The sequence below is a fragment of the Spirosoma montaniterrae genome (assembly GCF_001988955.1).
In the GTDB taxonomy this organism is placed as follows: Bacteria; Bacteroidota; Bacteroidia; order Cytophagales; family Spirosomataceae; genus Spirosoma; species Spirosoma montaniterrae.
The window spans coordinates 4,341,631-4,365,667 of record NZ_CP014263.1 but is presented as its reverse complement, the minus strand read 5'-3'; the positions used below and the strand labels follow the sequence as shown (position 1 = coordinate 4,365,667).

Sequence of the window (24,037 nt, the reverse complement as noted above, 5' to 3'; positions counted from 1 at the left end):
TAGATGGTAATAACAAATTTACCCGACTTTTAAAGGGCGTAGTTTAATTTATTTTGCCTGTTTATACTCTATATTGATAGTTTTTGAATAATTTGCAGGCTCACCTGTTAAAAAAGGTCAGTCAGTGAAAGCGTTGTTTGAAAAAGTTACGCTCCGCGAACAAACGTCGCTGTTAGTACGTCGGTTCAAATTTCCATATTTCGACGCCCCCTGGCACTATCACCCTGAATATGAACTTACGTTCGTAGTAAAAGGCCACGGTCGGCGGTTTGTGGGCGATCATGTAGAGCCGTTTTCCGATGGCGACCTGATTCTGATTGGCCCCGATATGCCCCACTTCTGGCGTAGCGACGACGATTTCTACCAAAACGACCCCGATGTACAGTCGGAGTGGGTTGTTTTGCAGTTTCCGGCAGCCTTCAGCCAGAACGTACTCACTAATCTGCCCGAAGCCAGCGCCGTACTCAATCTGTTGAATCGTGCGCGCTATGGTCTGCGGTTCAGCCCCGAAGCGAGTGCAGCCGTAGCGCACCAAATCGAAGGATTTACCAACCTGTCGGGTCTGACACAGGTGCTGAGCGTATTGCAGGTGCTCGACCAGTTGGCCGCCGACCGCGACGCTCACCTGCTGGCAAGCGAAGGCTATCAACTGGCCCCCGGCGTGGCCGAAACCGAGCGTATGAAACGGGTGCTGGAGTTCATGCTGGCACATTTCCGCGAAGAAATTCGGGTCGAGCAGATTGCTTCGGTAGCGGGTATGGCTCCGGCTGCCTTTTGCCGCTATTTTAAAAAACGCACCAAAAAACCATTTGTCGAATATCTGAACGAACTGCGTATCAGCCACGCCCGAAAAATGCTTGCCAACGCCGATGTAAGCGTAGGGCAGGTAGGGCTCGACTGTGGTTTCAACAACGTTTCGCACTTTCACCGGCAGTTCAAGCTGCATACCGGCATGACACCCCTTCGCTATCAGACCGTTTCGCGCGGTAAATAACAGGCTCATGTTCGGCGAAAATCTTCCCAAACCAAGTGTTTTCGCCGTACCTTTGTTCTCTGAAAAAAGCTATTTTCACGCATGACAACCGCGACTACCACCGCCCGCGATACGCAGGTGTTCGACCTGATTGCCAAAGAACAGCACCGGCAAGAGTCGGGCATTGAACTGATCGCTTCCGAAAACTTCGTATCGCCCGCCGTGATGGAAGCTGCCGGTAGCGTACTGACCAATAAATATGCCGAGGGCCTGCCCGGCAAACGGTATTATGGTGGCTGCGAGGTAGTTGACCAAATCGAACAAATTGCTATCGACCGGGCTAAAGAACTCTTTGGCGCAACGTGGGCTAATGTGCAGCCGCATTCGGGAGCCAACGCCAACATGGCTGTGTTTCTGGCCTGCCTCCAACCCGGCGATACCATTCTCGGATTCGACCTCAGCCACGGTGGTCACCTCACACACGGTTCGCCCGTAAATATTTCGGGTAAATATTTCAGACCTACGTTCTACGGTGTGGAACGTGAAACGGGCGTTATCAACTACGACGTGGTTGAAGAAACAGCCCGGCGCGAACGGCCCAAACTGATGATCTGCGGAGCGTCGGCCTATAGTCGCGACTGGGATTACGCCCGGCTCCGCGCCATCGCCGACGAAGTGGGCGCGTTGCTGCTGGCCGACGTATCGCACCCGGCGGGCCTGATTGCTAAGGGATTGCTGAACGACCCACTGGATCACGCGCACATCGTGACAACGACTACGCACAAAACCCTGCGCGGTACACGCGGTGGCCTGATTCTGATGCGCAACGATTTCGAGAACCCGTTCGGCATTAAAACGCCCAAAGGTGAAACCCGCCTGATGTCGTCGTTATTGGATTCGGGCGTTTTTCCCGGCACGCAGGGTGGCCCGCTCGAACATATTATTGCGGCCAAAGCCGTGGCGTTCGGCGAAGCATTGACTGAAGATTTTTATGAATACGTGTTGCAGGTGCGCGAAAATGCACAGGCTATGGCAAAGGCATTTTTGAGCCGAGGCTACGAAATCATCTCAGGCGGCACCGACAACCACCTGATGCTGATTGATTTACGAAGCAAAGGTCTGACCGGAAAACTGGCCGAAAACACGCTCATCAAAGCCGACATCACCATTAACAAAAACATGGTTCCGTTCGATGACAAGTCGCCGATGGTGACGTCGGGGATGCGCGTTGGTACAGCGGCTATGACCACGCGCGGCCTGAAAGAATCGGACATGGAGCAGATTGTCGTATATATCGACCGCGTACTGATGCACCACGATGATGCGGCCACTATCGCAACCGTTAAAGAAGAAATCAACGAGTGGATGAAAGCATTTCCGCTCTTTAAAAGTTAATTATTGACTGATTGAGTGGTTGAATGATCGAATGAAAATTTAGAAGACGTTTTATTCGATTATTCAACCATTCTGTCATTCAATCATTCAATAATTGTTATGCCACTCGATCAACTGACTGACGAAGAAATCGAATCCGAAGGTAAAGAGATGTCCTTCCTGGAACATCTGGAAGAACTGCGCTGGCACATTATCCGCGCTGTAGGGTCGATTTTTGTCTTTGCCATTATTGCTTTCGTTTTCATTGAAGATATTTTCCGGGAAGTGATAATGGGACCGAAAAGCCCTAACTTCTGGACGTATCGGATGATGTGTAAGCTGTCGGAGATGTCGGGCTATAAAGACCTTTGTGTCAAGAAGTTGAATTTTGAGTTGCAGGCTCTCGGCGTATCCGACCAATTTACAATGGCCCTTACGTCGTCGCTGATTATTGGGTTGTGTTTCGCCTTTCCATACGCATTCTGGGAGTTGTGGCGGTTTATCAAGCCGGGCCTTCGCCCCGTTGAGCGGCAGGCTGCACGAGGAGCCGTATTCTACGTGTCGATGCTGTTTTTGATGGGTTTGTTGTTTGGCTATTACATTGTTTCTCCCCTTGCCATCAACTTCTTAGCCAATTATCAGATTACACCCGACATTAAAAACCAGTTCGATATCACGTCATACATTGGTATTCTGGTTACACTCTCGCTGGGTTGTGCTCTGATGTTCCAAATGCCGATTGCTGCGTTTGTACTCTCGAAGGTGGGTGTGCTGACTCCGGCGTTTATGAAAGAATACCGCAAACATGCCTGGATCGTGATCTTAGTGCTGGCAGGTATCATTACCCCATCGCCCGACATTTATAGTCAGGTGCTGGTGGCCTTGCCGCTGGCGGGTTTATATGAAGTCAGTATTCTGGTGTCGCGCCGTGTGCAGCGGCTGCGCGAAAAAGAAAGCCGCGAACTGATGCAGTCGTAATAAGTAAGCCTATGTTGTTACCTCCTGCTGATTTGCATCCAGAAGCGCAGAAGGTGGTTGACCTGTACAATGAAATTCGCTGGCCGGATTCTAAACCGCTTGCTTATTACCGGGACCTGCCTACCTCGAACCGGCTTTGTTATGAAACGCTTTCCTGGTCAAACTACCGCATACTGTTAAACTTATTTGAACAGGATACCAGTCAGTATGTGATGCCGTCTCTAAAGCGGCCTGACGAGTTGGACATTTATGTGGCCTACCAATTATCTACAGGAAGGTATGGTGCAAAACGTGGCTCAATCGATTGGTTGCTACGACTCCATGATGGCACCTACGTTGGCGTGTTACATCTTTATGAAATTAGTCTTGAAATTTGGGATGGTAAACGGATGCCGTGTATGGTAGGTTACGCAATCGCCGAACCGTTTCGTCGGCAAGGCTATGCTGAAGAAGCTCTTAAGCATCTGCTTGGTCAATTACCTGTCCAGTTTCTTTTATATGAAGCGCGGGCTGAGCCTTTGCAAACGAATGCAGCGTCGTGTTCGTTGCTAAAGAAGACAGGATTTAGCTTTCTAAGAAATTTTAAAAATTATTGGGGTCAGGCGGCATTATATCATATTCAGGTAACGTCCGTGCTGCCCGACGTATCGTTTGAAGAATTAGACAACTTAATCGAATGATACAATACGATTTTCGCAAATACCATTATCGCTCCATCAACGCGGCCAACGATGCCGAACGGGCTACCATCAATCAGGAATTAAAAGACCTTTACGCATCACTACCCGATGCGGAAAAGGAAGAATTTAATCGGCAGTTGCAGACGTTCCTGACGAAGGAAATGGACCGGTTGAAATCTGATTACGAATCAGTGAAAGGGAGCCAAACCTGAATTAAATCAGCCCACGGGCTTTCAGCTCCAGGTATTTGTTTACCGTATTGGCAGTCAGATTTTGTGGGGCGGTCAGAATGGTTTGAATACCGTATTGGGCTAACTCCTTCACAATCTGCTTTTTCTCGTAAGCGAATTTCTCGCCGATGGTTTTCAGATAAATAGTTTCCGTGTCGCGGGCGGGCTGATCGAGCAGGGCGCGGAGTTCAGTGTTCTCAAAGAAAATCACGAGCAGCAGATGATCTTTTGCTAATCGGCGCAGATAAGGCAGTTGCCGCTGCATACCGCTCACGGTCTCGAAGTTGGTGAAAAGCAGTAGTAAACTTCGCTGCCTGATGTGCGTCCGAACGTTTGCGTACAGGCTCTCATAATCGGTCTCTAAAAAGCGCGTTTTCTGCCGATACAGCACATTCATAATTTTGAGCATCTGTCCCGAACGGCGGTCGGCGGGCAGCAATTGACCAACATGGTCGGAAAAGGTCAGAATACCGGCGCGGTCTTGTTTCAGGAGGGCAATGTTGCTCAATACCAAACTCGCGTTGATGGCGTAATCGAGCAGCGTAAGCCCCTCAAACGGCGACCGCATCACCCGCCCTTTGTCGATAAGGCAATAAACCGGCTGCGAACGTTCGTCCTGATAGGCGTTGATTTGCAGCGACGTACCACGCGGGTCGCTGCGCCGGGCGGTGGCTTTCCAGTTTATGGTCCGCACGTCGTCGCCGGTGGTATAAGGCCGTACCTGCTCGAACTCCATACTGTGGCCCAGCCGTCGGATTCGTTTTACACCCACTTCATTGAGCCGGTTGGTAGCCGCCAGCAGTTCATACTGACGCATCTGCAAAAACGACGGATAGACAGCTACTATCTTGCCCTGCCCGAACTGAAATCGTCGTTTCAATAGCCCTAATGGCGTCAGTACAAACACGTTTACGGCTCCGAAACTATATTCACCCCGGCGCGTGGGGCGCAGTTCGTACCGAATGGTCTGGGTTTCGCGGGTATTCAATCGAGCGCGGAAGAGCAGGTCGCGCCGTTGAAATTGAAACGGAATTTCGTCAACTACCTCAACGTCGACCTGAAAATTATATCGGTTTTCGAGATAGATCGTCAGTGGGTTGTTGTCGCCGTTGCTAAGCCGGTCGGGTACGTCGCGCCGGGCGAAGAAGGGCAGTTTATCGCGCACGTTGCCGGGCCGAAACAGCAGCCATGCGTCGATGACGATAGCAGATAAAAAAACGAAAAAGGCCAATTTTGCCAGCGGAAACAGCAACGGCAGCGCGTAAGCAGCCACAAACAGCAGCACAAAGCCAACCAGCATCAGCCACAGCCGCAACGATACAAAAAGGGCGCGATAGAGATTCACGATAGTCAGTTGCGGTTAGTGGCTGGCAGCGCGTCGATGGCAGCGTCGATGTCGGGTTCGAACAACGGATTATTGTCGTCTTCCTGTGGGTAGGAGCCTCGCTGAGCACGGTTTTGTTTGTAAAAAAATGAAGCATCCTGCAAGGCCGTGCGGGCTTCGGCGGTGCGACCCAACTGCCGCAGGGCCACCCCACGCTGATACTGCACCAACGGCGATTTGGGATAATTGTGCGCGGCTTTGTCTAAGTCAAGTAATGCTTTGCCAGGCTGTTGCGTGGCTAAATAACTTACGGCCCGGCTTACGTAATGTCGGTAGTTGACCCACTCGGCTCCGTGCTTTTTTTCGAGCGAGTCGATAGCAATGCAAAACTGCTCAATGGCTTTTGGGTGGTTGCCCCTATCCCGATATACCAACCCACGCAGGTAGCTGACAGGATTGTGGTTTATGTGGTCATCGAAATTAACGGTCAGCGCGTCGAAGGCGTTGAGATGACGCAGGGCGCGGTCCGTATCGCGCAAAAACGTAAAATAAAACTCACCTGCTGCTCCGTGTTCTTTCGGGAAGTGTTCGGCAGCTTTCTCGAACCACTGCGCGGCCTGCTCATAGTGGCGCAGCCAAACATAATTCAACGCCCGCAATCGGTAGTTAGGGCCGGTAGCGGTCGCCGTATCGAGCCGGTTTTGTTCGCGTTTAGTGCTGAAAAAAAACTGCGTTGGCGCGGCCCGGTTCGCGGCCAGCATCGACGCGCACGATTGCAGAAAATGGCTATCGTCAGTTTGCGCCGAAGCCAGCAGGGGAAAGAACGACAGAGAAAGCGCGAGTCGGATCATGGCAACACATCAGTTATGCAACCGTCTTTAAGCCGGAATGTCAGCGAAACGCCTTTATCTTCGGGGCGTCGTTCTGTTTGACCGCTGACATAATACGATAAGCCTTCAAAATCAACGTGTCGGCGGCAAATGTCCTGAACTTGCTCCGTAATGCACTTGTCGAAAACAAAGGGGCAGTAATCGGTATCAAATCCGGCGATGTCGAACAGGCCGCGTTCGCCCTGACAGTTTACCACAAACCGCGCCCGAAGCAGCCCCGACTGCCCCGGCAAATCAATCGGATGATAGTGTTTCTGCATAACCTCTTTCACGTATTGCTGCCGTTCAGCGTTGAGTTGCGTATAATACCATTGCCACGAAAAGCAGTTGTCGCAGGGCTGAAACCCGCTTGACCGGCAACTGTCTGCCGATGTAAGCGAACGCCCTAAGCGAAATGTTTCGGTGCTAACGTTGCGCCCATTCCAGCCGATGGCCTGAATGGCTGTAGGCGATACGCTTGTCAGTTGCCAAAGCGGTTTGTAGTTGCCATCGCGTTCGTGTGGGCTGCCGCGTATCACCAGAAACAGCGACGCATCGAGCCGGGCCACTCGCCAGAAATGTACCGTGCGGTTTTTCGCCGTGCGGTTTTCCAGACTAACCCGTCCGTCGGCAAACAATGCTATCGTCAGGCTGTCTGATTGCCATACACGGCCACTAAGTTGTTGATAGACAGCAATTGAGTCGAGTGGAATAGTCTGAAACCGCCGGAACACCATCGGGTAAAACGTGCCAATGCGGAGCAAGTTGCCTTCTACCTGCACCAATCCTGGCGCATAATGAATGGTATCGAGCCGAACGCGGTTGCCCTGAACGGCCCAGGTCGAGCGAATGGGTGGGGTAGTTCCTTCAACCAGACCGAGTTGGTAAGTGCTGTCGGCGTTTAGACGCAGGTAGGCTGGCAGCGGGCAAACGAAATCGCTGTCCCATTCCGAATGCACACCAATCCAGGTGCCGGTAAGTTGGGCTTTTGTGTAGTGAAAAGTTAATAATGAAAAGAGAAAAATGAGTACGCTAACCCACCAGCCTGAGGGTCGCTTACCAACGGTCCAACTCAACTTTTCACTATTCATTTTTCACTTCTTAACGTGGCACCTCTACCCTCTGTACCAACTGACCAATGACCTCATCGGCGGTGCCACCCTCCATTTCGCGTTCGGGTGTGAGCAAAACGCGGTGCCTCAACACGGGTGCGGCTAATTCCTGCACGTCTTCGGGCGTGATAAAATCGCGGCCTCGCAGCGTGGCAAGGGCTTTGGCACCGTTCAGCAAAGCTACCGATGCGCGGGGCGATGCGCCTAAGTATAGCGATTTGTTGGCGCGGGTAGCTTGCACAAGCTGGGCAATGTAGCTAAACAAATGGTCTTCGACATGCACGTGCTGTACCTGCGTTCGCAGGCTGATGAGTTGGTCGGCGGTCAGCACGGCGGTTATGGCGTCGAGCGCGTCGGTCAGATTTCGCCGTTTATGATGACCGCGCAGAATGTCAATCTCGGCGGCTTCGGTAGGATAGTCAACTACAATTTTGAATAGGAAACGGTCGAGTTGCGCTTCGGGCAGGCGATACGTACCCTCCTGTTCGATAGGGTTTTGGGTTGCCAGCACCATAAACGGCTCATCAAGCGGGTAAGTAGTGCCATCGTTCGTGATTTGCCGTTCTTCCATAACCTCAAACAGCGCGGCCTGTGTTTTGGCTGGCGCGCGGTTGATTTCGTCAATCAGCACCAGATTCGAGAAAATCGGCCCCTGCCGAAACGAAAAATCGCCGGTTTTAGGTTGAAACACCGATGTGCCCAATACATCCGACGGCATCAAATCGGGCGTAAACTGAATCCGGCTGAAACCCACCGAGAGCGTTTTTGCCAGCAACTTGGCTGTAAGCGTTTTTGCCACGCCTGGAACGCCCTCGATCAGCACGTGTCCGTCGGCGAGCAGGGCCGTCAGCAGCAAATCAATGGTTTGTTGCTGACCAACGATAACTTTACCGACTTCGGCTCGGATAGCACCGATGGCTTCAGTGAGCGGGGCAAGATCGATGCGGGAGGAGAATGGTTCCATAACAGATTGGTCGGTGTGAATTAGTCGAGCACTTTCGGCACTTCAAAGAAAACGCCATTTTGCCGGGGAGCGTTTTGGAGTGCCTGTTCGCGGGGCAGGTGAGTACCTGTCACATCATCGCGCAGCACGTTGATTTCAGCAGAAATGTGCGTCAATGGCTCCACGCCCGTGGTGTCTACCTCATTGAGTTGCTCCATCCAGGTCAGTACACCGTTCAGACTTTGCAGCAGGTCGGTTTCTTCGTCGGGATGTACCTCCAGCCGGGCCAGATGAGCAATTTTTTGCAGCATTTCGGGGGTCACTTGCATAAGAAAAGATTCGTTTAAACCTGCACGGCTGATGCCTTTGTCAACTCGGCATCAATAATACGATACGTTTCCTGTTTTAGCCATGTTGCGTCGTTTTGCGTCAGGTTTTTTGTATCGATAGGCGGGTGAACAATAGCCCGCAGCGGTTGCCAGTGCATTCTGACTTTCTTTTTATCGGGCAAAATCTGGTGGTTATTTAGTAATGTTACCGGCACAATAGGCACCTGTTGCTGAATCGCCATTACAAATGCGCCATCCTTAAACGGCACCATCTGGGGCGGATGCGGAGCGCGAATGCCGCCTTCCGGGAAAATCACGATGCTCCGGCCCGACGCCAGCGTTCGGATCGACTTTGCCAGCGAATAGGCGCGGCTGTTGGGCCGGTCACGGTCGACCTGAAGGTGCAGTTTGGCAAACATATAGCCCAGCAATGGAATATGTTTCACGTCACTTTTCCCAACAAAAGCGTAGTAGTTTTTAATGACAACGCCCATTGCAGGAATGTCTAAGTAGGAAAAGTGATTGGCACAAAATACATACACCTGTTTGGGGTCGGGCCGAAACCGATGCTCGATACGCACCGGAATCCCCGCGCCGATAAAAAACAGGCTTCCCCAGAGATAGTTGATTTTATGCGCAATCGGCTTCCATGCTTCGCGTTGCAAAAACACGAACTGAATCGGAAACAGCACGATATACAGCGCAACAAAATAAACGCCACAATAAAGGGTGTAGAGCAGGCGCATAAATAGACTTCTGAACTGTGATTCATCGGATTATGCTGACTGACTATGATTATTTCGCCTTCGGCAGTGAATCAATAAAATCATAGTCAGTCAGTATAATCCGACGAATCACAGTTAATGTTTAAAATGTCGCACGCCCGTAGTCACCATTGCCAGGCCGTGCTGATTACAGTAGTCGATAGAATCCTGGTCGCGGATAGAACCGCCGGGCTGCACCACCGCCGTAATGCCCGCCTGATGCGCTATTTCAACGCAGTCGGGAAAGGGGAAAAACGCATCCGACGCCATTACGGCTCCGGTCAGATCGAAGCCAAATGCACGTGCTTTCTCGATGGCTTGCCGCAACGCATCGACGCGTGAGGTTTGCCCCACGCCACTCGCCAGCAACTGATTTTCCTTTGCCAGCACAATGGTGTTCGACTTGGTGTGTTTGCAGACTTTGAGCGCAAACTCCAGCGCACGTAACTCGCTGTCGGTGGGGCTTTTGAGCGTAACGGTCTTAAACTGGTCGGCGGTTTCGGTCTGGTTGTCTTTGTCTTGTTCGAGCAGGCCGTTCAAAATGGTTTTGACTAACTTCGATGGCAGTTCAGCGGGCTTGCGTTTTAGCAGAATCCGGTTCTTCTTCGAGCGTAACAGATCGAGGGCTTCGGGCGCGAAGTCGGGTGCAATCAGGATTTCCATGAACAGTTTGTTCAACTCTTCAGCAGTTTCCAGATCAACCGGCGCGTTGGTAATCACGACACCTCCGAAAGCCGAAACCGGGTCGCAGGCCAGCGCGTTCAGATAAGCTTCTTTCGGGGTCGATGCCGAAGCAATGCCACAGGCATTGGTGTGCTTGATAATGGCAAACGTTGTTTCGCTGAACTCATCAATCAGCCCGACGCAGGCATCAACGTCGACTAAGTTATTGAACGACAATTCTTTACCGTGTAGTTTGTCGAACATAGCATCCAAATCGCCGTAGAATGTAGCCTGCTGGTGCGGGTTTTCGCCGTAGCGCAACCCCACCCCCGTCCCCTCCCCGTTAGGGAGGGGGGCTGTTCTTGGATGGTCTTCACCCCTCCCTAATGGGGAGGGGACGGGGGCGGGGTTGAAATAGGTCTGAATAGCCGTGTCGTACTGCGACGTGACCCGAAAGGCCGCGCCCGCATACTGCCGACGGTCGGCGAGGTCGGTGCTGCCATCTTTTTCGGTCAGCAGTTTCACAACATCGGCGTATTGGTCGCGTGAGGATACGATAAGTACATCGTTGTGATTTTTGGCAGCCGCCCGAATCAGCGAAATTCCGCCGATGTCAATCTTTTCAATGATGTCTTCGTCCGATGCGCCTGACGCTACCGTTTCCTCAAATGGATACAGATCGACCACGACCATATCGATGGGCGGAATCTCGTGCTTTTGAGCCTGTTCGAGATCACTGTCTACATCACGCCGGTACAGAATGCCGCCCATCACCGCCGGGTGCAGCGTTTTTACCCGTCCGCCAAAAATCGATGGGTAGCCCGTAATAGCCTCAACAGCCACTACCGGAATGCCCAGTTGTTCGATGAACGACTGGGTGCCTCCTGTTGAATAAAGTTTAACGCCCTGTTGGTGAAGCAATTGAACCAGCGGCTCAAGGCCGTCTTTGTAGTAGACGGAAATTAATGCGGAAGATATTTTGGAAGACATGCGTTTGGCCGAAACAGGCTCCGACTGCTTCAGAAGAAGTTAAGCACACGACACGAAACAGCCGGAGCCTGTTTCGGCCTACCATGCAAAGATAACCAAACGCCGTAACTTTGTTGGCCCGATTACGTAAGCGGGCAACTCCCCGTGCTGAATGAGTGCCTTTAAAAAACTGGCGGGCGATACGGCTCTGTATGGCCTGAGTACCATTGTACCGCGCATGATAAACTTCGCGCTGGTGCCGCTGCAAACGGCAGTATTTACCAAACCGGGCGAATTGTCGTCGAACGTGGTGTTGTATTCTTACGTGGCCCTGATGCTGGCGATTTATACGTTTGGCCTCGAAACGGCCTTTTTCCGAACGTCTGCCCGCGCTAAAGGAACTGAAAATGCCGAACAGCGCGACGCGGCTTTCAACAATACGTTGAGCCTTGTAATGGTTATTACGCTGGTTTTCACCACGGTCATTTTTATTCTGACGCCCCAAATCGCAGAGTGGCTCGACTATCGGGGGCAGGAACCATTTATTCGCTGGGTAGCTCTGCTGGTAGCCATCGATGCCTTTATGGCAATTCCGTTTGCCCGGCTGCGTGCCGAAAACCGTGCCCGGCAGTTCGTGCTGGCGAAGATCACGAATGTAATCGTAATGGTAGGGTTGAACTTTTTCTTCCTGCTGTTTTGCCGCGACGTTTACGCCGGTAAATACCTTCCGATTCTTCAGCCGTTCGTGCGCTTGTTCTACGACCCCGCTGTTGGGCCGGGCTATATCTTCTTAGCTAACCTGATAGCCAACGCATTGTATTTCTGGCTGTTGCGCGACGTGCTGAGCCAATTCCGGTTTCAACTCCGGCGCAACGACGTGCGGTCGTTGGTCGTTTATTCGTTCCCGCTTATGCTGACCACGCTGGCCGGTTTGCTTAACACGCTCACTGACCGAATAGTGCTGATGCACTGGCTTCCAGAGGGGTTTTATCCTGGTCTGAGCACCGAAGATGCCGTAGGTATTTACGGCAATTGTTATAAACTGTCGGTGTTTATGAGTTTAGCCATTCAGTCGTTCAAATTCGCGGCTGATCCGTTCTTTTTCTCTCAGGCAGAAGACAAAAATGCACCCGGCTTGCTGGCCCGTGTTACCAAATGGTTTGTAATCGTATGCGTACTGCTGTGGGTGGGTGTTAGTCTGAACCTCGACGCGGTGGGGTTGCTGATGCTGCGGTCGCCCATGTATCGGGTGGGGTTGGATATTGTACCGATTTTGCTGTTGGCAAACCTGTTTTTGGGCGTCTACTACAACATCTCATTCTGGTTCAAACTCAGCGACAAAACCCGGTTTGGCACGCTGATAACCGTGGTCGGGCTGGCCGTTACGGTGTTGGGCAACGTTGTGCTGATTCCGAGAATTGGCTATTTGGGCTGTGCTTGGGCGTTTCTCGCGTCTACATTTGTGATGATGGCTCTGTGTTATGTGCTGGGCGAACGGCATTACCCCGTGCCGTATGACCTACGTTCGGCAGCGGGCTATGTGCTGGGGGCGGGGGCATTGATCTGGCTCTCGCAGCAATTTCCAATAGCGAATTTGTGGATAGCCGTGCCGGTCCATCTGGCCCTGTTTGGGCTGTTTTTGCTGGTTATTCTTCGGGTTGAGCGCGATACGATTCAGCCGGTGCTGGCGCGGTTGCGGGGGCAACGGCCACCTTTGGATTCCGAAACCCGCGCCACGCCAAAAACGCGCTAATAACGGTCAGAATAGCACTCAGCACGTAAGGTGCACCGGGAAAATAAACCGGGGCGTTATTGCTGGTGAAATACGAGAACAAATTGGTCATAATCAGCGGGCCGAAGATCGACGTAGTGCTGGCTAAACTGGTGAGTGCGCCCTGCACTTCGCCCTGCTCGTTGGCTGGCACCTGCGTTGAAATAATGCCCTGAATCGATGGCCCCGCAATGCCGCCGAGCGCATAAACGCCCATAAAGGCAAACATCATCCAGCTTTGTGTGGCCGCAGCAAAGAGCGCGAACCCAATGGCCGAGAACATCAACCCCACATATACCGACCGCTGCTGACCAAGTTTCGGGATAATAATCCGGGTAAGGCCACCCTGCACGATAGCGAAGCACAGGCCAATCATTGCCAGTGACCAGCCTACGGTTTGTTCGTTCCACTTAAATTTCTCCATCGTATAGAACGTCCACGTGCCCTGCACCGAGAACCCGGCAATATAAATCAGTACCAGCGACGCGACCAACCCCAGAATAACCGGGTAATGCCCCAGCCGTGCCAGCGTACCAATCGGGTTGGCCCGTTTCCAGTCGAACGCCCGGCGATTTTCGGGCGCGAGCGATTCGGGCAGCACAAACAGACCGTACAGGAAGTTGACAAACGATAACCCTGCCGCCACGAAAAACGGTGTTCGGGGGCCGAACTGTGCCAGCATACCACCCAGGGCAGGGCCGAGAATAAAACCGACCCCAAAAGCTGCACCAACCAGCCCAAAATTCTGAGCGCGTTTTTCGGGTGGGCTAACGTCGGCAATATACGCGCTGGCGGTGGTGAAACTGGCACCGGTGATGCCCGCAAAGATGCGTCCCAGAAACAGCCAGCCAATACTCGGCGCAAAACCCGTCAGCACATAATCAAGCCCAAACCCGAACAGTGAAAACAGCAGCACGGGCCGGCGTCCATACCGGTCGCTTAAGCCGCCCAGCACGGGCGCGAAAATAAACTGCATGGCTGCGTAAGCAAACGTCAACCAGCCGCCGTAGCTGGCGGCCTGGCTCAGATTACCATCAATAAGTTGTTCGAGGAGTTTCGGAACAACGGGAATAATGATTCCCAGTCCCGTTACATCGATGAGCAGCGTAATAAAAATAAAAACGAGAGCCGGAGCAGAACGCTTTGCCATGAGAAATTAGTGATGAGTGATGAACGATGAGTGATGAGTTTGCTGACGCAAGAGGAAATACACCGGCGTCAGCAAACTCATCACTCATCGTTCATCACTCATCACTCTTTTACGCGTATGTATTCAACATTACTGGCATTACCAGCATCAGAATATCTTCATTTTCTTCTTTGTCGGCGGGGATAAGCAGACCGGCGCGGTTCGGGGCCGATAGTTCGAGCGTGACCATTTTCGCGCTCAGGTTGCTGAGCATTTCGGCCATTAGCTTGGCGTTGAAACCAATTTCCATCGCATCGCCATCGTAGTCGCAGAGCAGCTTCTCGTTGGCCTCGTTCGAGTAGTCGAGGTCTTCGGCAGAAATGGTCAACGCATTGGTTTTGAGCGAAAGCCGAATCTGGTGCGTGGTGCGGTTGGCGTAGATCATAATCCGCTTCAGCGAGTTGAGCAGATCGGTTCGGCCAATGGTCATTATATTGGGGTTGTTGGTCGGGATTGCGTTTTCGTAGTCGGGAAAACGCTCATCGATTAACCGGCAAATCAGTTGTGTCGGGCCAAACGTAAACGACGCGTTCGACTGGCTGAACTCTGCCGCAACGGGTACGCCTTCGGGCAGCGACGCTTTCAGCAGTTGCAACGCCTTGCGCGGCACAATCAGCGACGTACTGGCCGATGCGCTCAGGTCGGTACGGCGGTAGCGGATGAGCCGATGCCCGTCGGTGGCTACGAAAGTTGCGTTGTCGGTGCTTAGTTGCAGGTAAACGCCCGTCATTGCCGGACGCAGGTCGTCGGTGCTGGTAGCGAAAACGGTATTATTGATGGCACTTAGCAACACATCCGACGGTACGTCGAGCGACATCGTTTTCGTAACCGTAGGTAGTTTCGGGAAGTCAATCGGGTTTTCGCCGGAGAGTTTGTAGCGGCCATTATCGGTCAGAATTTCGGTGCCGAAGGTATCGGTATCGATATTGATCGTAACGGGTTGTTCGGGCAGGCTCCGCAGCGTGTCGAGCAATAATTTGGCCGGAATGGCAATGGCTCCGCTTTCGCTGGCTTCAACCGGAATCTGCGTAGTCATGGTCGTTTGCAGGTCCGACGCCGTTACGGTCAGGGTTCCTTCATCTATTTTAAAGAGAAAATTCTCAAGAATCGGTACGATGGGATTGGTAGCCACCACGCCGTTGATGTGTTGCAGATTTTTCAGAAGGACGGACGAGGAAACGATAAATTTCATGGGCCTGTTGTCTAAGTAGATTCGCAAAAAAATATAGGAACAAAAGTAACAAAAAATACTGAGACGGATGGAAACGGAGATTATAAACCGGGTAGCCAACAGCGGCTTAGTGACGCTTGATCTGGAAGAATATTATCATCCGGGCGAACGGGTGGTTTACGACCTGAAAGACAACCTGTTCATGGGCCTGATTCTGAAGGAGAAAGACTTCCGGGCATTTCTGAAAGAACACGACTGGAGCCAATACGCCGGAAAAAACGTAGCCCTGACCTGCTCCGAAGATGCCATCGTTCCGACCTGGGCGTATATGCTGCTGACATTGCACCTGCAACCCTACGCCAACACAGTTGTATTCGGGTCATTGACCGACCTGGAAGAAAAACTCTACTTCGACGCCATTGCCCGGATCAATCCTGCCGATTATACCAATGCCCGCATAGTGGTAAAAGGGTGTTCAAAAGTTCCCGTACCTACGGCGGCCTACGTCGAACTAACGCGGGTGCTACGCCCAGTGGTGCAGACGCTCATGTTCGGCGAACCATGCAGCACGGTGCCGTTGTACAAGAAGTTGAAGGAGAAACAGGTCTAATTCCGGCAAAAGCATCGTTTAGAAGATGCGCCCAACTCTTTGTAGTTTAGCGACTCATTGTTTGCGAAACGTATGCTACGATCACTCGAAATCCGCAATTACCGCAACCTCCGCCACCTCACTATCGAGAAGTTAGGCCGGGTTAATTTGCTGGTAGGTAAGAACAATACGGGAAAAACGTCGGTGCTGGAAGCGGTGGCAATTTTTGCATCTGATCGTGACGAAATGACAACAATTAAATCGTTGTTGCAACGTCGAGGAGAATATCAATCAATCAATTTGTCAAGAAGTTCGTCTGTTCTTGAAAGTAATCTTTTGTCAATAAGCAGCTTGTATACAGATTACCTGCCAACGTTTTTTTCCCCACAATCCAAAGGGATTTATTCTGGTATTTACATAGGCGAAATTGCTCAAGAAGAAAATTACCAGCAACGAAACTTGCAAATTGATTTTAATAAGGCTTATAAAACGTTGAATTCTGACTCTACGGGTAGAGAAATTATTGAGTATATCAAAGCTGAAAGCGAAGAGGATCTTGAAAAACGTGAATTCAGGTTTGAGGTCCGGTTGTTTAGGAATAATTTCCGCCAAGCAATATATGCCTTGAATAGTCAGATTTTCTTTGAGGGCTTAATGCCAGAAAGAATAAATGAACCACTTCAATTTCAGTATGTTGACGCCAAAAACCAAACACAACAGTCTATAGAATCTTTATATAGTAGAATTGCTCTTACAAAAGAGGACGAAGTGCTAAATGCTTTAAAAATAATCGAACCCCGAATCGAAGACTTCAGAGTCGTTGAGGATGGTAAACCGATAGTTAGGTTAAACTTAGGACAAAAGCGAAGCCTGTCAAGCATGGGTGATGGTGTTGGCCGAGTTTTTTCTGTAGTTCTTTCTATGGTTACATGTGACGGCACCTATCTCCTTATTGACGAATTTGAAAACGGTCTGCACTACTCCGTTCAGGAAAAACTGTGGGAAATTATTTTTGACCTTGCCGAACGGCTAAATATTCAGGTCTTTGCCACAACGCATAGCAGTGATACCATTCGCTCATTTACGGCGATGTTGGCAAAGCAGAAAAACCCCAATGAAGCTGGAAAAGCAATTCGTCTGCAACTGCATAATGATATGATTCGGGCTGTGGATTATTCGCCCGAAGAATTAGAAACCGCCGTAGAATACAATATCGAAGTGCGCTAAGATGCAGATACAGGAGAAGTTCAATGCCAAATTGCTGGTAGAAGGCAATGATGATCAACATGTTATCTGGGCCATCTGCGAAAAATACAAGGTTGCCGAAACGTTCGATGTGATTGACAACCAGAGCGACAGCCGCGTCCTCAAACGTTTACCGCTTGATATTAGGCAGGAAGCAATCAAAACGGTTGGTGTCGTTCTGGATGCCGATCAGAATTTGCAGGAACGATGGCAAAGTTTAAAAACGATATTGGGTAAGTCCGGCTACAGCCTACCCGAAATGCCAGACCCTGAAGGTTTTATTCATCACGCACACGACATCTATCCTAAAATCGGTATCTGGCTTATGCCCGACAATTTGAAATCGGGCATGCTGGAAGATTTTGCCCGGCATCTGATACCACCGGACGATAGGCTTGAGCCAATCGTGATAGAAATACTCAATCAAGTCGAAAAAGAAGGTATTGAGCGTTGTTATAACCCCGAACTTCACCGCGCAAAGGCCCATATTCATACATGGCTTGCCTGGCAGGTAGACCCCGGTACACCGATGGGAATGGCCCTGACCAAAACCTATCTCGACCACAACGCCCACCTCTGCCAGCGGTTTGTTGGCTGGCTGAATCGGCTTTTTAACGAATAGCCAACTCTACAAAACCCGGTACAGCCAAACTTTCCAATAACTTTCCGAATCGTTGAAAATGCTTTCGAGCCGGAGCTGGTTTTGAGATGCATTCCGAATCGGTACGGCGGAAATGACATACTGCCCGCCCATTTCTTTTAGGGCGTTTGCGTTGATTTTTAGATTGTTAACAGCCGCGTTGCTGGTTTTGCCAAACAGGTAATTCATGCCCAGTTCGGCTGTGTACAAATATACCCGGCACCCGTAAGCGTCGTAGTACGTTCGCATTTTTTTCGATCCCTTCGCCAGTTCGGGAGCGATGATTCGGCGAAAGGCGTGTTTGTAGGGCAGGGGATAATTATTTTGGTAGCTGTCGAGCGTATAAAAACCGTTGTATTGCGCTACGGAGGGGTGCATACCCAGACAGATAACCCGGTAACTTTCGGGTGGACGACCAATGAAAGTACGAATTTTCGTGAATTGCTTCTCGGCGAAAAAGGCCCGGTAGGAGGGCTGCTCCGCTTCCGTAACCGCGCCGAACAGTTTACCGACGTTGATGCGCCATTCCTTGTTGGCATAAACCATTACTACGAACTGCCCGGCCAACAGCAGCGAAACCAGCCGAATATTATTACTCGAAGTAATGGCACGCGGCTTGTTTCGCTGCTGTCCCGATAGTGCCCGCAACGCCATCGCGAAGAGAATAAACCAGAGTGTGGGAAGCAGAAAATAAAAGCGGTCGAACTGGAAAACGCGGAAGTTCATCCCCAGCGAACCGTTGCCAAGCCACACGACGAGGTAGTGATAGAAACCGTGAAGCAGGCAGATAAGCCCGGCCAGCACGGGCAAGCCCAGCAACCACCCAACCGCCCGCCGGTCGCCACGGCGATAGGCCAGCCAGGCACCCAGCCCGGCGGTGCCCAGAATGCCGAGCGTCAGAAACGCGCCGGTATTGAACATCGGCCAGACAAATAAATCGGCTGACCGGCGCAAACTGTCGCCCACGTGCATTGGTCGTAAGCGGCTGTAATCGAATTCGGTGCGTTGTGAAATGTACGTCTGGTTGATAAAGCCGTAAATCAGTTGCCATTCGCTGGCTACGTATAAAACGGCCAGCAACGCCAGCCCACCCACATAATGCCAGTTAATGAATCGTTGACGGAGCATCGCTACGGCTCCAATCAGGCCCAGTGCTACGCAGATAAACAGCCCTGCCCAAACGAAAAATGAGTAGAACGGAAACAGTACAATAATAAGCCAGTTGGTTGGGCGGGCGCGGTGGTTGAGCAGGTTCAGAAAGGCGAACAGCAGCAGCGGTTGCCCCGTTACCGATGCGCCATGCACTATGTAGCACGGCACCAGCGCGAATAGCAGAGCCACCGCCACCCGCACGAAGGCCCAACCCGGCTCCGGCAGTACGTACCGACGCAGCAGCGCATACATGCCCACGAAACCAATGCCGTGCACAGCCGCGAAATTCAGCACCTGCGCCAGATAGGGCGGGAGCAGATAAAACGACAATACCTCGAAATTCAGCCCCGTTCGGAAGGCCGAGCGCGGAATGCCGTTCGATGGCCCCCCACTCATCATATTCGGGATAATGGTATCGAGCCGAAAATCGAAGGCCGTATTGTTGATTTTCAGCAGGTAGAGGTACAGAAAATCGCTGTCTAAGTTATCGTGAATGGTCAGGTGTGCGCCTTCGCCGAGCCATGCATACGGCAAAACGTACAGCAACAAAAGCCCGGCGGCACCAATCAGGTAGTATTTTTCGGACGAGGAGAAGCGGGATAAACGCAGCGGCATACCAGTAAAAAGCAAAACGAAAGTACGGCTTTTCTGTATTTTTACGGAATAAACCCAATCATCATGCAAACAAAAACATCCCTGTTTTTGCTAACTGGCCTTTCGCTGACCATGCTCACCCACGCGCAAAACAGAGCCACCAAAGCACCTCCGCGCCCCAACGCCAGCCAGCCAGCAGTGGTAGCAAAACTGCCCGAATTTTCGCTAACCCGCACTGAAATTGAAGTCCATACCCGTTTTCTGGCTTCCGACGAGTTGCAGGGCCGGCGAACCGGCGACCCCGGCAATCTGGCAGCCGCCCGCTATATTGCCGAGCAGTTTCGGCTACTGGGCCTGAAACCCGCTGGCGATAACGGCGATTATTTACAGCGCATTCCGTTCGAGCGAGTGGTGGCGGCTACATCGGCCAGTATGATTATTGGCGGTGATAAGGTCGAATTGGGCAAAGATTTGGCAGTGATGGCCGGTGGCCCCGCCGACGTATCGGGCGATGTAGTGTACGTAGGCTACGGCCTGACCGATGGCGAAGATGGTTACAAAGGCCGCGACGTGAAAGGCCGGATTTTGATAGCGCAGGGCGGTTCGCCTGAAGCCAAAGGACCGGGCGAAATTTTCCGGGCTTCGCGTCAGAAACGAAAATTAGCTACTGAAAAGGGCGCGGCTGCCCTCATTGAACTTTACTCCGAGTCGATTCCGTGGGGCTTTGTCAATCAATATTTTAGTCGTGAACAGATTACGCTGCCTTCGGGTGGTTCATCGGCAATGGCGCATTTGTGGCTTAACAATGCCAACAATCAGTTTAAGCACCTGAAAGAGCCTGGCATGTCGCTGATGCTCCAAACGTCGGGGCGGCCCCGCATTCCTGCGCCTTCGGCCAATGTTGCGGGCATCATTGAAGGCACCGACGCTAAACTGAAAGACGAGTACGTGGTATTGTCGGCCCACTTCGACCACGTTGGCGTAGGCAAACAGGGCGGTAACGCTTACCCGCCATCCGATAGTATTTTTAACGGCGCACGCGACAATGCCTTCGGCACGGTGGCAATTCTGGCTGCGTCCAAAGCGTTGTCGCAACAGCGTCCCAAACGCTCTGTGCTGGTGCTGGCCCTGACCGGCGAAGAAGTGGGTTTACTCGGCAGCAGCTACTATGCCGAACATCCGTTGGTGCCGTTGAAACAAACAATTTTCGACCTTAATACCGACGGTGCCGGGTATAACGACACCACCGTCGTTTCGGTAATCGGTCTCGAACGCACGGGTGCGCGAGCCGAAATCGAAGCCGGGGCCAAAGCGGCTGGGCTGGGCGTATTTGCCGAACCCGCCCCCGAACAGGGGCTGTTCGACCGCTCCGACAATGTGAGTTTCGCGGCTAAGGGCATTCCAGCCCCAACATTTTCAGCCGGCTTTAAAGCTTTTAACGAGGAAATTGGTAAGTACTACCATCAGGCTATCGACAACCCGGAGTCGCTGGATTTTAATTATGTACAGAAATTCTGTCAGGCATATGCTCATGCGGCCCGCCTGATTGCCAACCGCACCACGCGCCCGCAATGGTCGGCAGGCGATAAGTATGAAGCCGCCGGAAAAGCCTTGTATGGGCGATAGCCGCTCTTCTGTAAGGGACCGAATTAATTCGATCCCTTACAGAAGAGGTAATAAAACTAAACCCGATTCCGCTACGTTTATTGGTTATTAACGACACCCAGCTATGTTGCTCAAATATCTGTTCATTCTGACGCTTATTATCTTGTTCGTACCGCCTGTGCGTCGGTTTGTTTTCTATTTGCTCGTAGGGCGGCAATTGGTGAAACAGCAAAAACAACCGGGCCGGGGTTCGCACCGCGAAGGCAACATTCGTGTCGACAATCGCCCCCCGCAAACGGATACGCGTTTTAAAGGAGGTGAATACGTTGATTATGAGGAAGTAAAGTGATAGTGCTATAAACAGTAAAACCGGGTCAGCAGCCCGGTTTTTGCTATTCTAACTCATTGACTAACAATTTCTTCTTTTCGGTAGCGCACGGCTAAACCCGTTAGCAGAAAACCATTATGGGTTTGAGTGGTGTAGTATTTGTACCGAACCCCAACGAGCGCATCGGCACCGAGTTTTTTGGCTTCTATCGTCAGCCGGGCCAATAAAAGTTCTTTCTGCTGCATATCATTGCCCCGGCTCAACATTCGCCTGTTGGCCGTTTGCCGACTTTCCAGCGGCACTTCTTCAGTCGATTCTAACTCTTTAATGGGTTCAAACGGACGGTCGGGGCGTTGGTTGTCGTAGAATATTGCAACGGGGTAGTTGGGGCTGTTTTGCAGATACACGATAGGCCGGAAGCAGCCGATAAAAATGAAAAGTGAAAAATGAACAATGAAAAGCGCAATGATTGTGGACTTTCGGTTTGTTTTCATGATAGTTCGCGGAGAATGGTTTCCACAATCTTCGGGTAATGTTCGTGTTCGAGTGCCTGCACCTTACGGGCAACGTCGTCGGGCGTGTCGGTGGCCGATACAGGGCAGCGGGCCTGAAAAATAACCTGCCCTTCGTCGTAGTGTTCGTTCACGTAATGAATGGTAATGCCCGATTCAGTTTCGCCAGCCGCTACTACGGCCTCATGGACGTGATGACCATACATGCCTTTTCCGCCAAATCTGGGCAGCAGAGCCGGATGGATATTCACCATCTGATTCGGAAACGCCCGAACTAAACCGGCTGGTATGAGCCACATAAAACCAGCCAGCACAATCAGGTCAATCTGCTGATTTTTAAGAATTTTTATAATTCGGTCGCTCTCATGAAACGCGGCTCGGTCGAATGTCAGCACGGGTACGTGCAGCCCGCAGCCAAATCCCCGCCTACTGCGCTCGATAACGCCCGCTTTCGGATTATTGGTCAGAACAAGCGTAATCTCAACGTCGGTGCCGTTGGCAAAATACTGGGCTATTTTTTCGGCATTCGAGCCTGAACCCGAAGCAAACAAGGCGATGCGTTTCACGGTGGAAAGTGTTTACCGCAAACTTACGTCTTTTGCCTATTTTTGTGGACAATCGTTCTGAACCGATGCTTGCTACGCGCCAACTTACGTTTGCCTACGACCCCGCCAAACCGTTTTCGTTTCCCGACATTCAGTGTGCCGACCGCGAAGCTTTGCTGATTCTGGGCCGGTCGGGAACGGGAAAAACCACGTTGCTGCACCTGCTGGCGTTGCTATTGCAGCCCCAAAGCGGCTCGGTTATCATCAATCAAACCGACCTGACCCAGCTCAGCGTGGCCGAAACGGCAGCATTTCGGGCGCAACACGTTGGCATCGTATACCAGAAACCGCACTTCGTCAGTTCGCTATCTGTGATCGATAACCTGCTAATGGCGAATTATTTAGCCAATAAGCCGCAGAACAAAGCCCGCGCCCGCGAACTGGCTGGACAGTTGGGTTTTGCAGACTATCTTGGTAAGAAAACGAATCAGATGAGTCAGGGCGAACAACAGCGCGTGAGCATTGCCCGCGCGGTGATGAATCAGCCCGACGTGATTCTGGCCGATGAGCCAACGTCGAGTCTCGATGATGAGAATACAGCTCGTGTGGTATCGCTGCTGCGTCAGCAATCGGAGCAGATCGGAGCCAGTCTGATTGTGGTGACACACGATCAGCGGCTGAAAGACGTATTTCAAAATCAGGTTTTGCTTCCGTAGGCAGGTGAATTAATTCACCTGCTTACGGAAGATGATATCCGGCTTTATGAAAAAAACAGTCCTGCTTCTTTTCTTTCTTCTCCCGTTCCTCGTTTCGGCTCAAAATCGCAAAAAGAAAGATTTTTTGGTAACGCTCACAACAAAATATGGCCCCATGCGACTGGTGTTATACGATCAGACGCCGAAACACAAGGAAAACTTCATTAGACTGACTAATGAGCGGTTCTACGATAGTTTGCTGTTTCACCGGGTTATTCAGGGATTTATGATTCAGGGGGGCGACCCTGGTTCGCGTATGGCTCAGCCCGGTCAATTGCTCGGAGACGGCGAGAATGGCTATAAAGTACCCGCCGAGATAGTGCCCGAACTGTTTCATAAAAAAGGTACGCTGGCCGCTGCCCGCGACAATAATCCTGAAAAAGCGTCGAGTGGTTGCCAGTTCTACATCGTGCAGGGCCGCACTTGGACTGATGATGAGTTGCAGCAGCAAATTGAGCGCGGACGCACCCGCTCGGTCAGCCGCGTGTTTACCGACGCGCAAAAGCAGACATACAAAACCCTCGGTGGAACTCCGCATTTAGACGGGACATACACCGTTTTTGGCGAAGTTGTTGATGGCCTGGCCGTTGTTGACAGCATTGCGAAACAACCGGGCAATTCAGTGAACCGTCCCTTACAGGACATACGCATGGGCGTTTCGGGTAAGTGGGTGAAGAAAAAGAAGATTACGAAACGCTACGGCTATAAATTTTAGGTGCAGGCAGGCTTCGGC

Annotated in this window: 25 protein-coding genes; 13 read left to right on the top strand and 12 right to left on the bottom strand. The window is 51.5% G+C overall.

Annotation, left to right across the window (positions count from 1 at the left end; genetic code table 11):
* Window positions 1–124 precede the first annotated feature (124 nt).
* The 5 genes from AWR27_RS18795 to AWR27_RS18775 all read left to right on the top strand — a co-directional run bounded on the left by AWR27_RS18795 (window position 125) and on the right by AWR27_RS18775 (window position 4,217).
* Window positions 125–994 (top strand): AraC family transcriptional regulator, encoded by an 870-nt coding sequence (locus AWR27_RS18795; RefSeq protein ID WP_077132616.1) that lies wholly within the window; start codon window positions 125–127, stop codon window positions 992–994.
* Window positions 995–1,075: 81 nt separating this feature from the next.
* A complete protein-coding gene (locus tag AWR27_RS18790) occupies window positions 1,076–2,368 on the top strand; it encodes a serine hydroxymethyltransferase (RefSeq protein WP_077132615.1) in 1,293 nt (430 codons plus the stop codon).
* Window positions 2,369–2,467: 99 nt separating this feature from the next.
* Entirely contained in the window at window positions 2,468–3,325 is an 858-nt protein-coding gene (tatC, locus tag AWR27_RS18785) for a twin-arginine translocase subunit TatC (RefSeq protein ID WP_077132614.1), read from the top strand.
* A gap of 11 nt (window positions 3,326–3,336) precedes the next feature.
* Window positions 3,337–4,005 (top strand): GNAT family N-acetyltransferase, encoded by a 669-nt coding sequence (locus tag AWR27_RS18780; RefSeq protein ID WP_077132613.1) that lies wholly within the window; start codon window positions 3,337–3,339, stop codon window positions 4,003–4,005.
* The gene (locus AWR27_RS18775) at window positions 4,002–4,217 is read left to right on the top strand and encodes a hypothetical protein (RefSeq protein WP_077132612.1); all 216 of its coding nucleotides are present in this window, start codon (window positions 4,002–4,004) and stop codon (window positions 4,215–4,217) included. Before AWR27_RS18780 ends, AWR27_RS18775 begins: the two co-directional genes overlap by 4 nt.
* 1 nt (window position 4,218) lies before the next feature.
* Here AWR27_RS18775 and AWR27_RS18770 read toward each other — a convergent pair whose 3' ends face one another.
* From AWR27_RS18770 to purH, 7 genes are all read right to left on the bottom strand, one after another.
* Window positions 4,219–5,580, bottom strand: a complete 1,362-nt coding sequence (locus AWR27_RS18770) for a DUF58 domain-containing protein (protein ID WP_157579267.1) — start codon at window positions 5,578–5,580, stop codon at window positions 4,219–4,221.
* A gap of 5 nt (window positions 5,581–5,585) precedes the next feature.
* The gene (locus AWR27_RS18765; RefSeq protein ID WP_077132611.1) at window positions 5,586–6,410 is read right to left on the bottom strand and encodes a tetratricopeptide repeat protein; all 825 of its coding nucleotides are present in this window, start codon (window positions 6,408–6,410) and stop codon (window positions 5,586–5,588) included.
* Complete coding sequence (locus tag AWR27_RS18760; RefSeq protein ID WP_077132610.1) at window positions 6,407–7,519, bottom strand: hypothetical protein; 1,113 nt, start codon at window positions 7,517–7,519, stop codon at window positions 6,407–6,409. The genes AWR27_RS18765 and AWR27_RS18760 overlap by 4 nt, the downstream gene beginning before the upstream one ends.
* A gap of 10 nt (window positions 7,520–7,529) precedes the next feature.
* Window positions 7,530–8,504, bottom strand: coding sequence for an AAA family ATPase (locus AWR27_RS18755; protein WP_077132609.1), 975 nt, complete (start codon window positions 8,502–8,504; stop codon window positions 7,530–7,532).
* 20 nt (window positions 8,505–8,524) lie between these two features.
* On the bottom strand, window positions 8,525–8,812 hold the full coding sequence (gatC, locus tag AWR27_RS18750; protein WP_077132608.1) for an Asp-tRNA(Asn)/Glu-tRNA(Gln) amidotransferase subunit GatC: 288 nt from the start codon (window positions 8,810–8,812) through the stop codon (window positions 8,525–8,527).
* Between the two features lie 14 nt (window positions 8,813–8,826).
* Complete coding sequence (locus tag AWR27_RS18745; protein ID WP_077132607.1) at window positions 8,827–9,558, bottom strand: lysophospholipid acyltransferase family protein; 732 nt, start codon at window positions 9,556–9,558, stop codon at window positions 8,827–8,829.
* A 114-nt stretch (window positions 9,559–9,672) separates the two neighbouring features.
* Window positions 9,673–11,229 carry a bifunctional phosphoribosylaminoimidazolecarboxamide formyltransferase/IMP cyclohydrolase gene (gene purH / locus AWR27_RS18740; protein WP_077132606.1) on the bottom strand — a complete coding sequence of 519 codons (1,557 nt, stop codon included), beginning with the start codon at window positions 11,227–11,229 and terminating at the stop codon, window positions 9,673–9,675.
* 151 nt (window positions 11,230–11,380) lie between these two features.
* Between purH and AWR27_RS18735 the strand changes: the two genes are divergently transcribed.
* Window positions 11,381–12,961, top strand: coding sequence for a lipopolysaccharide biosynthesis protein (locus tag AWR27_RS18735; RefSeq protein WP_077132605.1), 1,581 nt, complete (start codon window positions 11,381–11,383; stop codon window positions 12,959–12,961).
* Here the strand turns inward: AWR27_RS18735 and AWR27_RS18730 are convergent.
* Window positions 12,855–14,129: a TCR/Tet family MFS transporter gene (locus AWR27_RS18730; RefSeq protein WP_077132604.1), complete on the bottom strand. Its 1,275-nt coding sequence runs from the start codon at window positions 14,127–14,129 to the stop codon at window positions 12,855–12,857. The two genes, AWR27_RS18735 and AWR27_RS18730, sit on opposite strands and share 107 nt — an antisense overlap.
* Window positions 14,130–14,238: 109 nt before the next feature.
* A complete protein-coding gene (dnaN, locus tag AWR27_RS18725; RefSeq protein ID WP_077132603.1) occupies window positions 14,239–15,360 on the bottom strand; it encodes a DNA polymerase III subunit beta in 1,122 nt (373 codons plus the stop codon).
* A 67-nt stretch (window positions 15,361–15,427) separates the two neighbouring features.
* On the opposite strand from dnaN, the gene AWR27_RS18720 reads away from it, so the two are divergent.
* From AWR27_RS18720 to AWR27_RS18710, 3 genes are all read left to right on the top strand, one after another.
* The gene (locus AWR27_RS18720; RefSeq protein ID WP_077132602.1) at window positions 15,428–15,949 is read left to right on the top strand and encodes a DUF2480 family protein; all 522 of its coding nucleotides are present in this window, start codon (window positions 15,428–15,430) and stop codon (window positions 15,947–15,949) included.
* 72 nt (window positions 15,950–16,021) lie between these two features.
* Window positions 16,022–17,155: an AAA family ATPase gene (locus tag AWR27_RS18715; protein ID WP_077132601.1), complete on the top strand. Its 1,134-nt coding sequence runs from the start codon at window positions 16,022–16,024 to the stop codon at window positions 17,153–17,155.
* A gap of 1 nt (window position 17,156) precedes the next feature.
* Complete coding sequence (locus AWR27_RS18710) at window positions 17,157–17,795, top strand: DUF3226 domain-containing protein (RefSeq protein ID WP_077132600.1); 639 nt, start codon at window positions 17,157–17,159, stop codon at window positions 17,793–17,795.
* Between the two features lie 6 nt (window positions 17,796–17,801).
* On the opposite strand, the gene AWR27_RS18705 is transcribed toward AWR27_RS18710, so the two are convergent.
* Window positions 17,802–19,580, bottom strand: coding sequence for a DUF6044 family protein (locus AWR27_RS18705; RefSeq protein ID WP_198045030.1), 1,779 nt, complete (start codon window positions 19,578–19,580; stop codon window positions 17,802–17,804).
* Window positions 19,581–19,643: 63 nt separating this feature from the next.
* Here AWR27_RS18705 and AWR27_RS18700 point away from each other — a divergent pair, with 63 nt between their 5' ends.
* Together AWR27_RS18700 and AWR27_RS18695 are read left to right on the top strand one after the other, a co-directional pair.
* Complete coding sequence (locus AWR27_RS18700) at window positions 19,644–21,185, top strand: M28 family peptidase (RefSeq protein ID WP_077132599.1); 1,542 nt, start codon at window positions 19,644–19,646, stop codon at window positions 21,183–21,185.
* A 103-nt stretch (window positions 21,186–21,288) separates the two neighbouring features.
* Window positions 21,289–21,513, top strand: coding sequence for a DUF4834 domain-containing protein (locus tag AWR27_RS18695; RefSeq protein ID WP_077132598.1), 225 nt, complete (start codon window positions 21,289–21,291; stop codon window positions 21,511–21,513).
* A 53-nt stretch (window positions 21,514–21,566) separates the two neighbouring features.
* On the opposite strand, the gene AWR27_RS18690 is transcribed toward AWR27_RS18695, so the two are convergent.
* A complete protein-coding gene (locus AWR27_RS18690) occupies window positions 21,567–21,986 on the bottom strand; it encodes a hypothetical protein (RefSeq protein WP_077132597.1) in 420 nt (139 codons plus the stop codon).
* The gene (gene purN, locus AWR27_RS18685) at window positions 21,983–22,570 is read right to left on the bottom strand and encodes a phosphoribosylglycinamide formyltransferase (RefSeq protein WP_077132596.1); all 588 of its coding nucleotides are present in this window, start codon (window positions 22,568–22,570) and stop codon (window positions 21,983–21,985) included. The genes AWR27_RS18690 and purN overlap by 4 nt, the downstream gene beginning before the upstream one ends.
* 65 nt (window positions 22,571–22,635) lie before the next feature.
* Here purN and AWR27_RS18680 point away from each other — a divergent pair, with 65 nt between their 5' ends.
* Both AWR27_RS18680 and AWR27_RS18675 read left to right on the top strand, forming a co-directional pair.
* The gene (locus tag AWR27_RS18680) at window positions 22,636–23,265 is read left to right on the top strand and encodes an ATP-binding cassette domain-containing protein (protein WP_077132595.1); all 630 of its coding nucleotides are present in this window, start codon (window positions 22,636–22,638) and stop codon (window positions 23,263–23,265) included.
* A 46-nt stretch (window positions 23,266–23,311) separates the two neighbouring features.
* Complete coding sequence (locus AWR27_RS18675) at window positions 23,312–24,019, top strand: peptidylprolyl isomerase (RefSeq protein ID WP_077132594.1); 708 nt, start codon at window positions 23,312–23,314, stop codon at window positions 24,017–24,019.
* Window positions 24,020–24,037 lie beyond the last annotated feature (18 nt).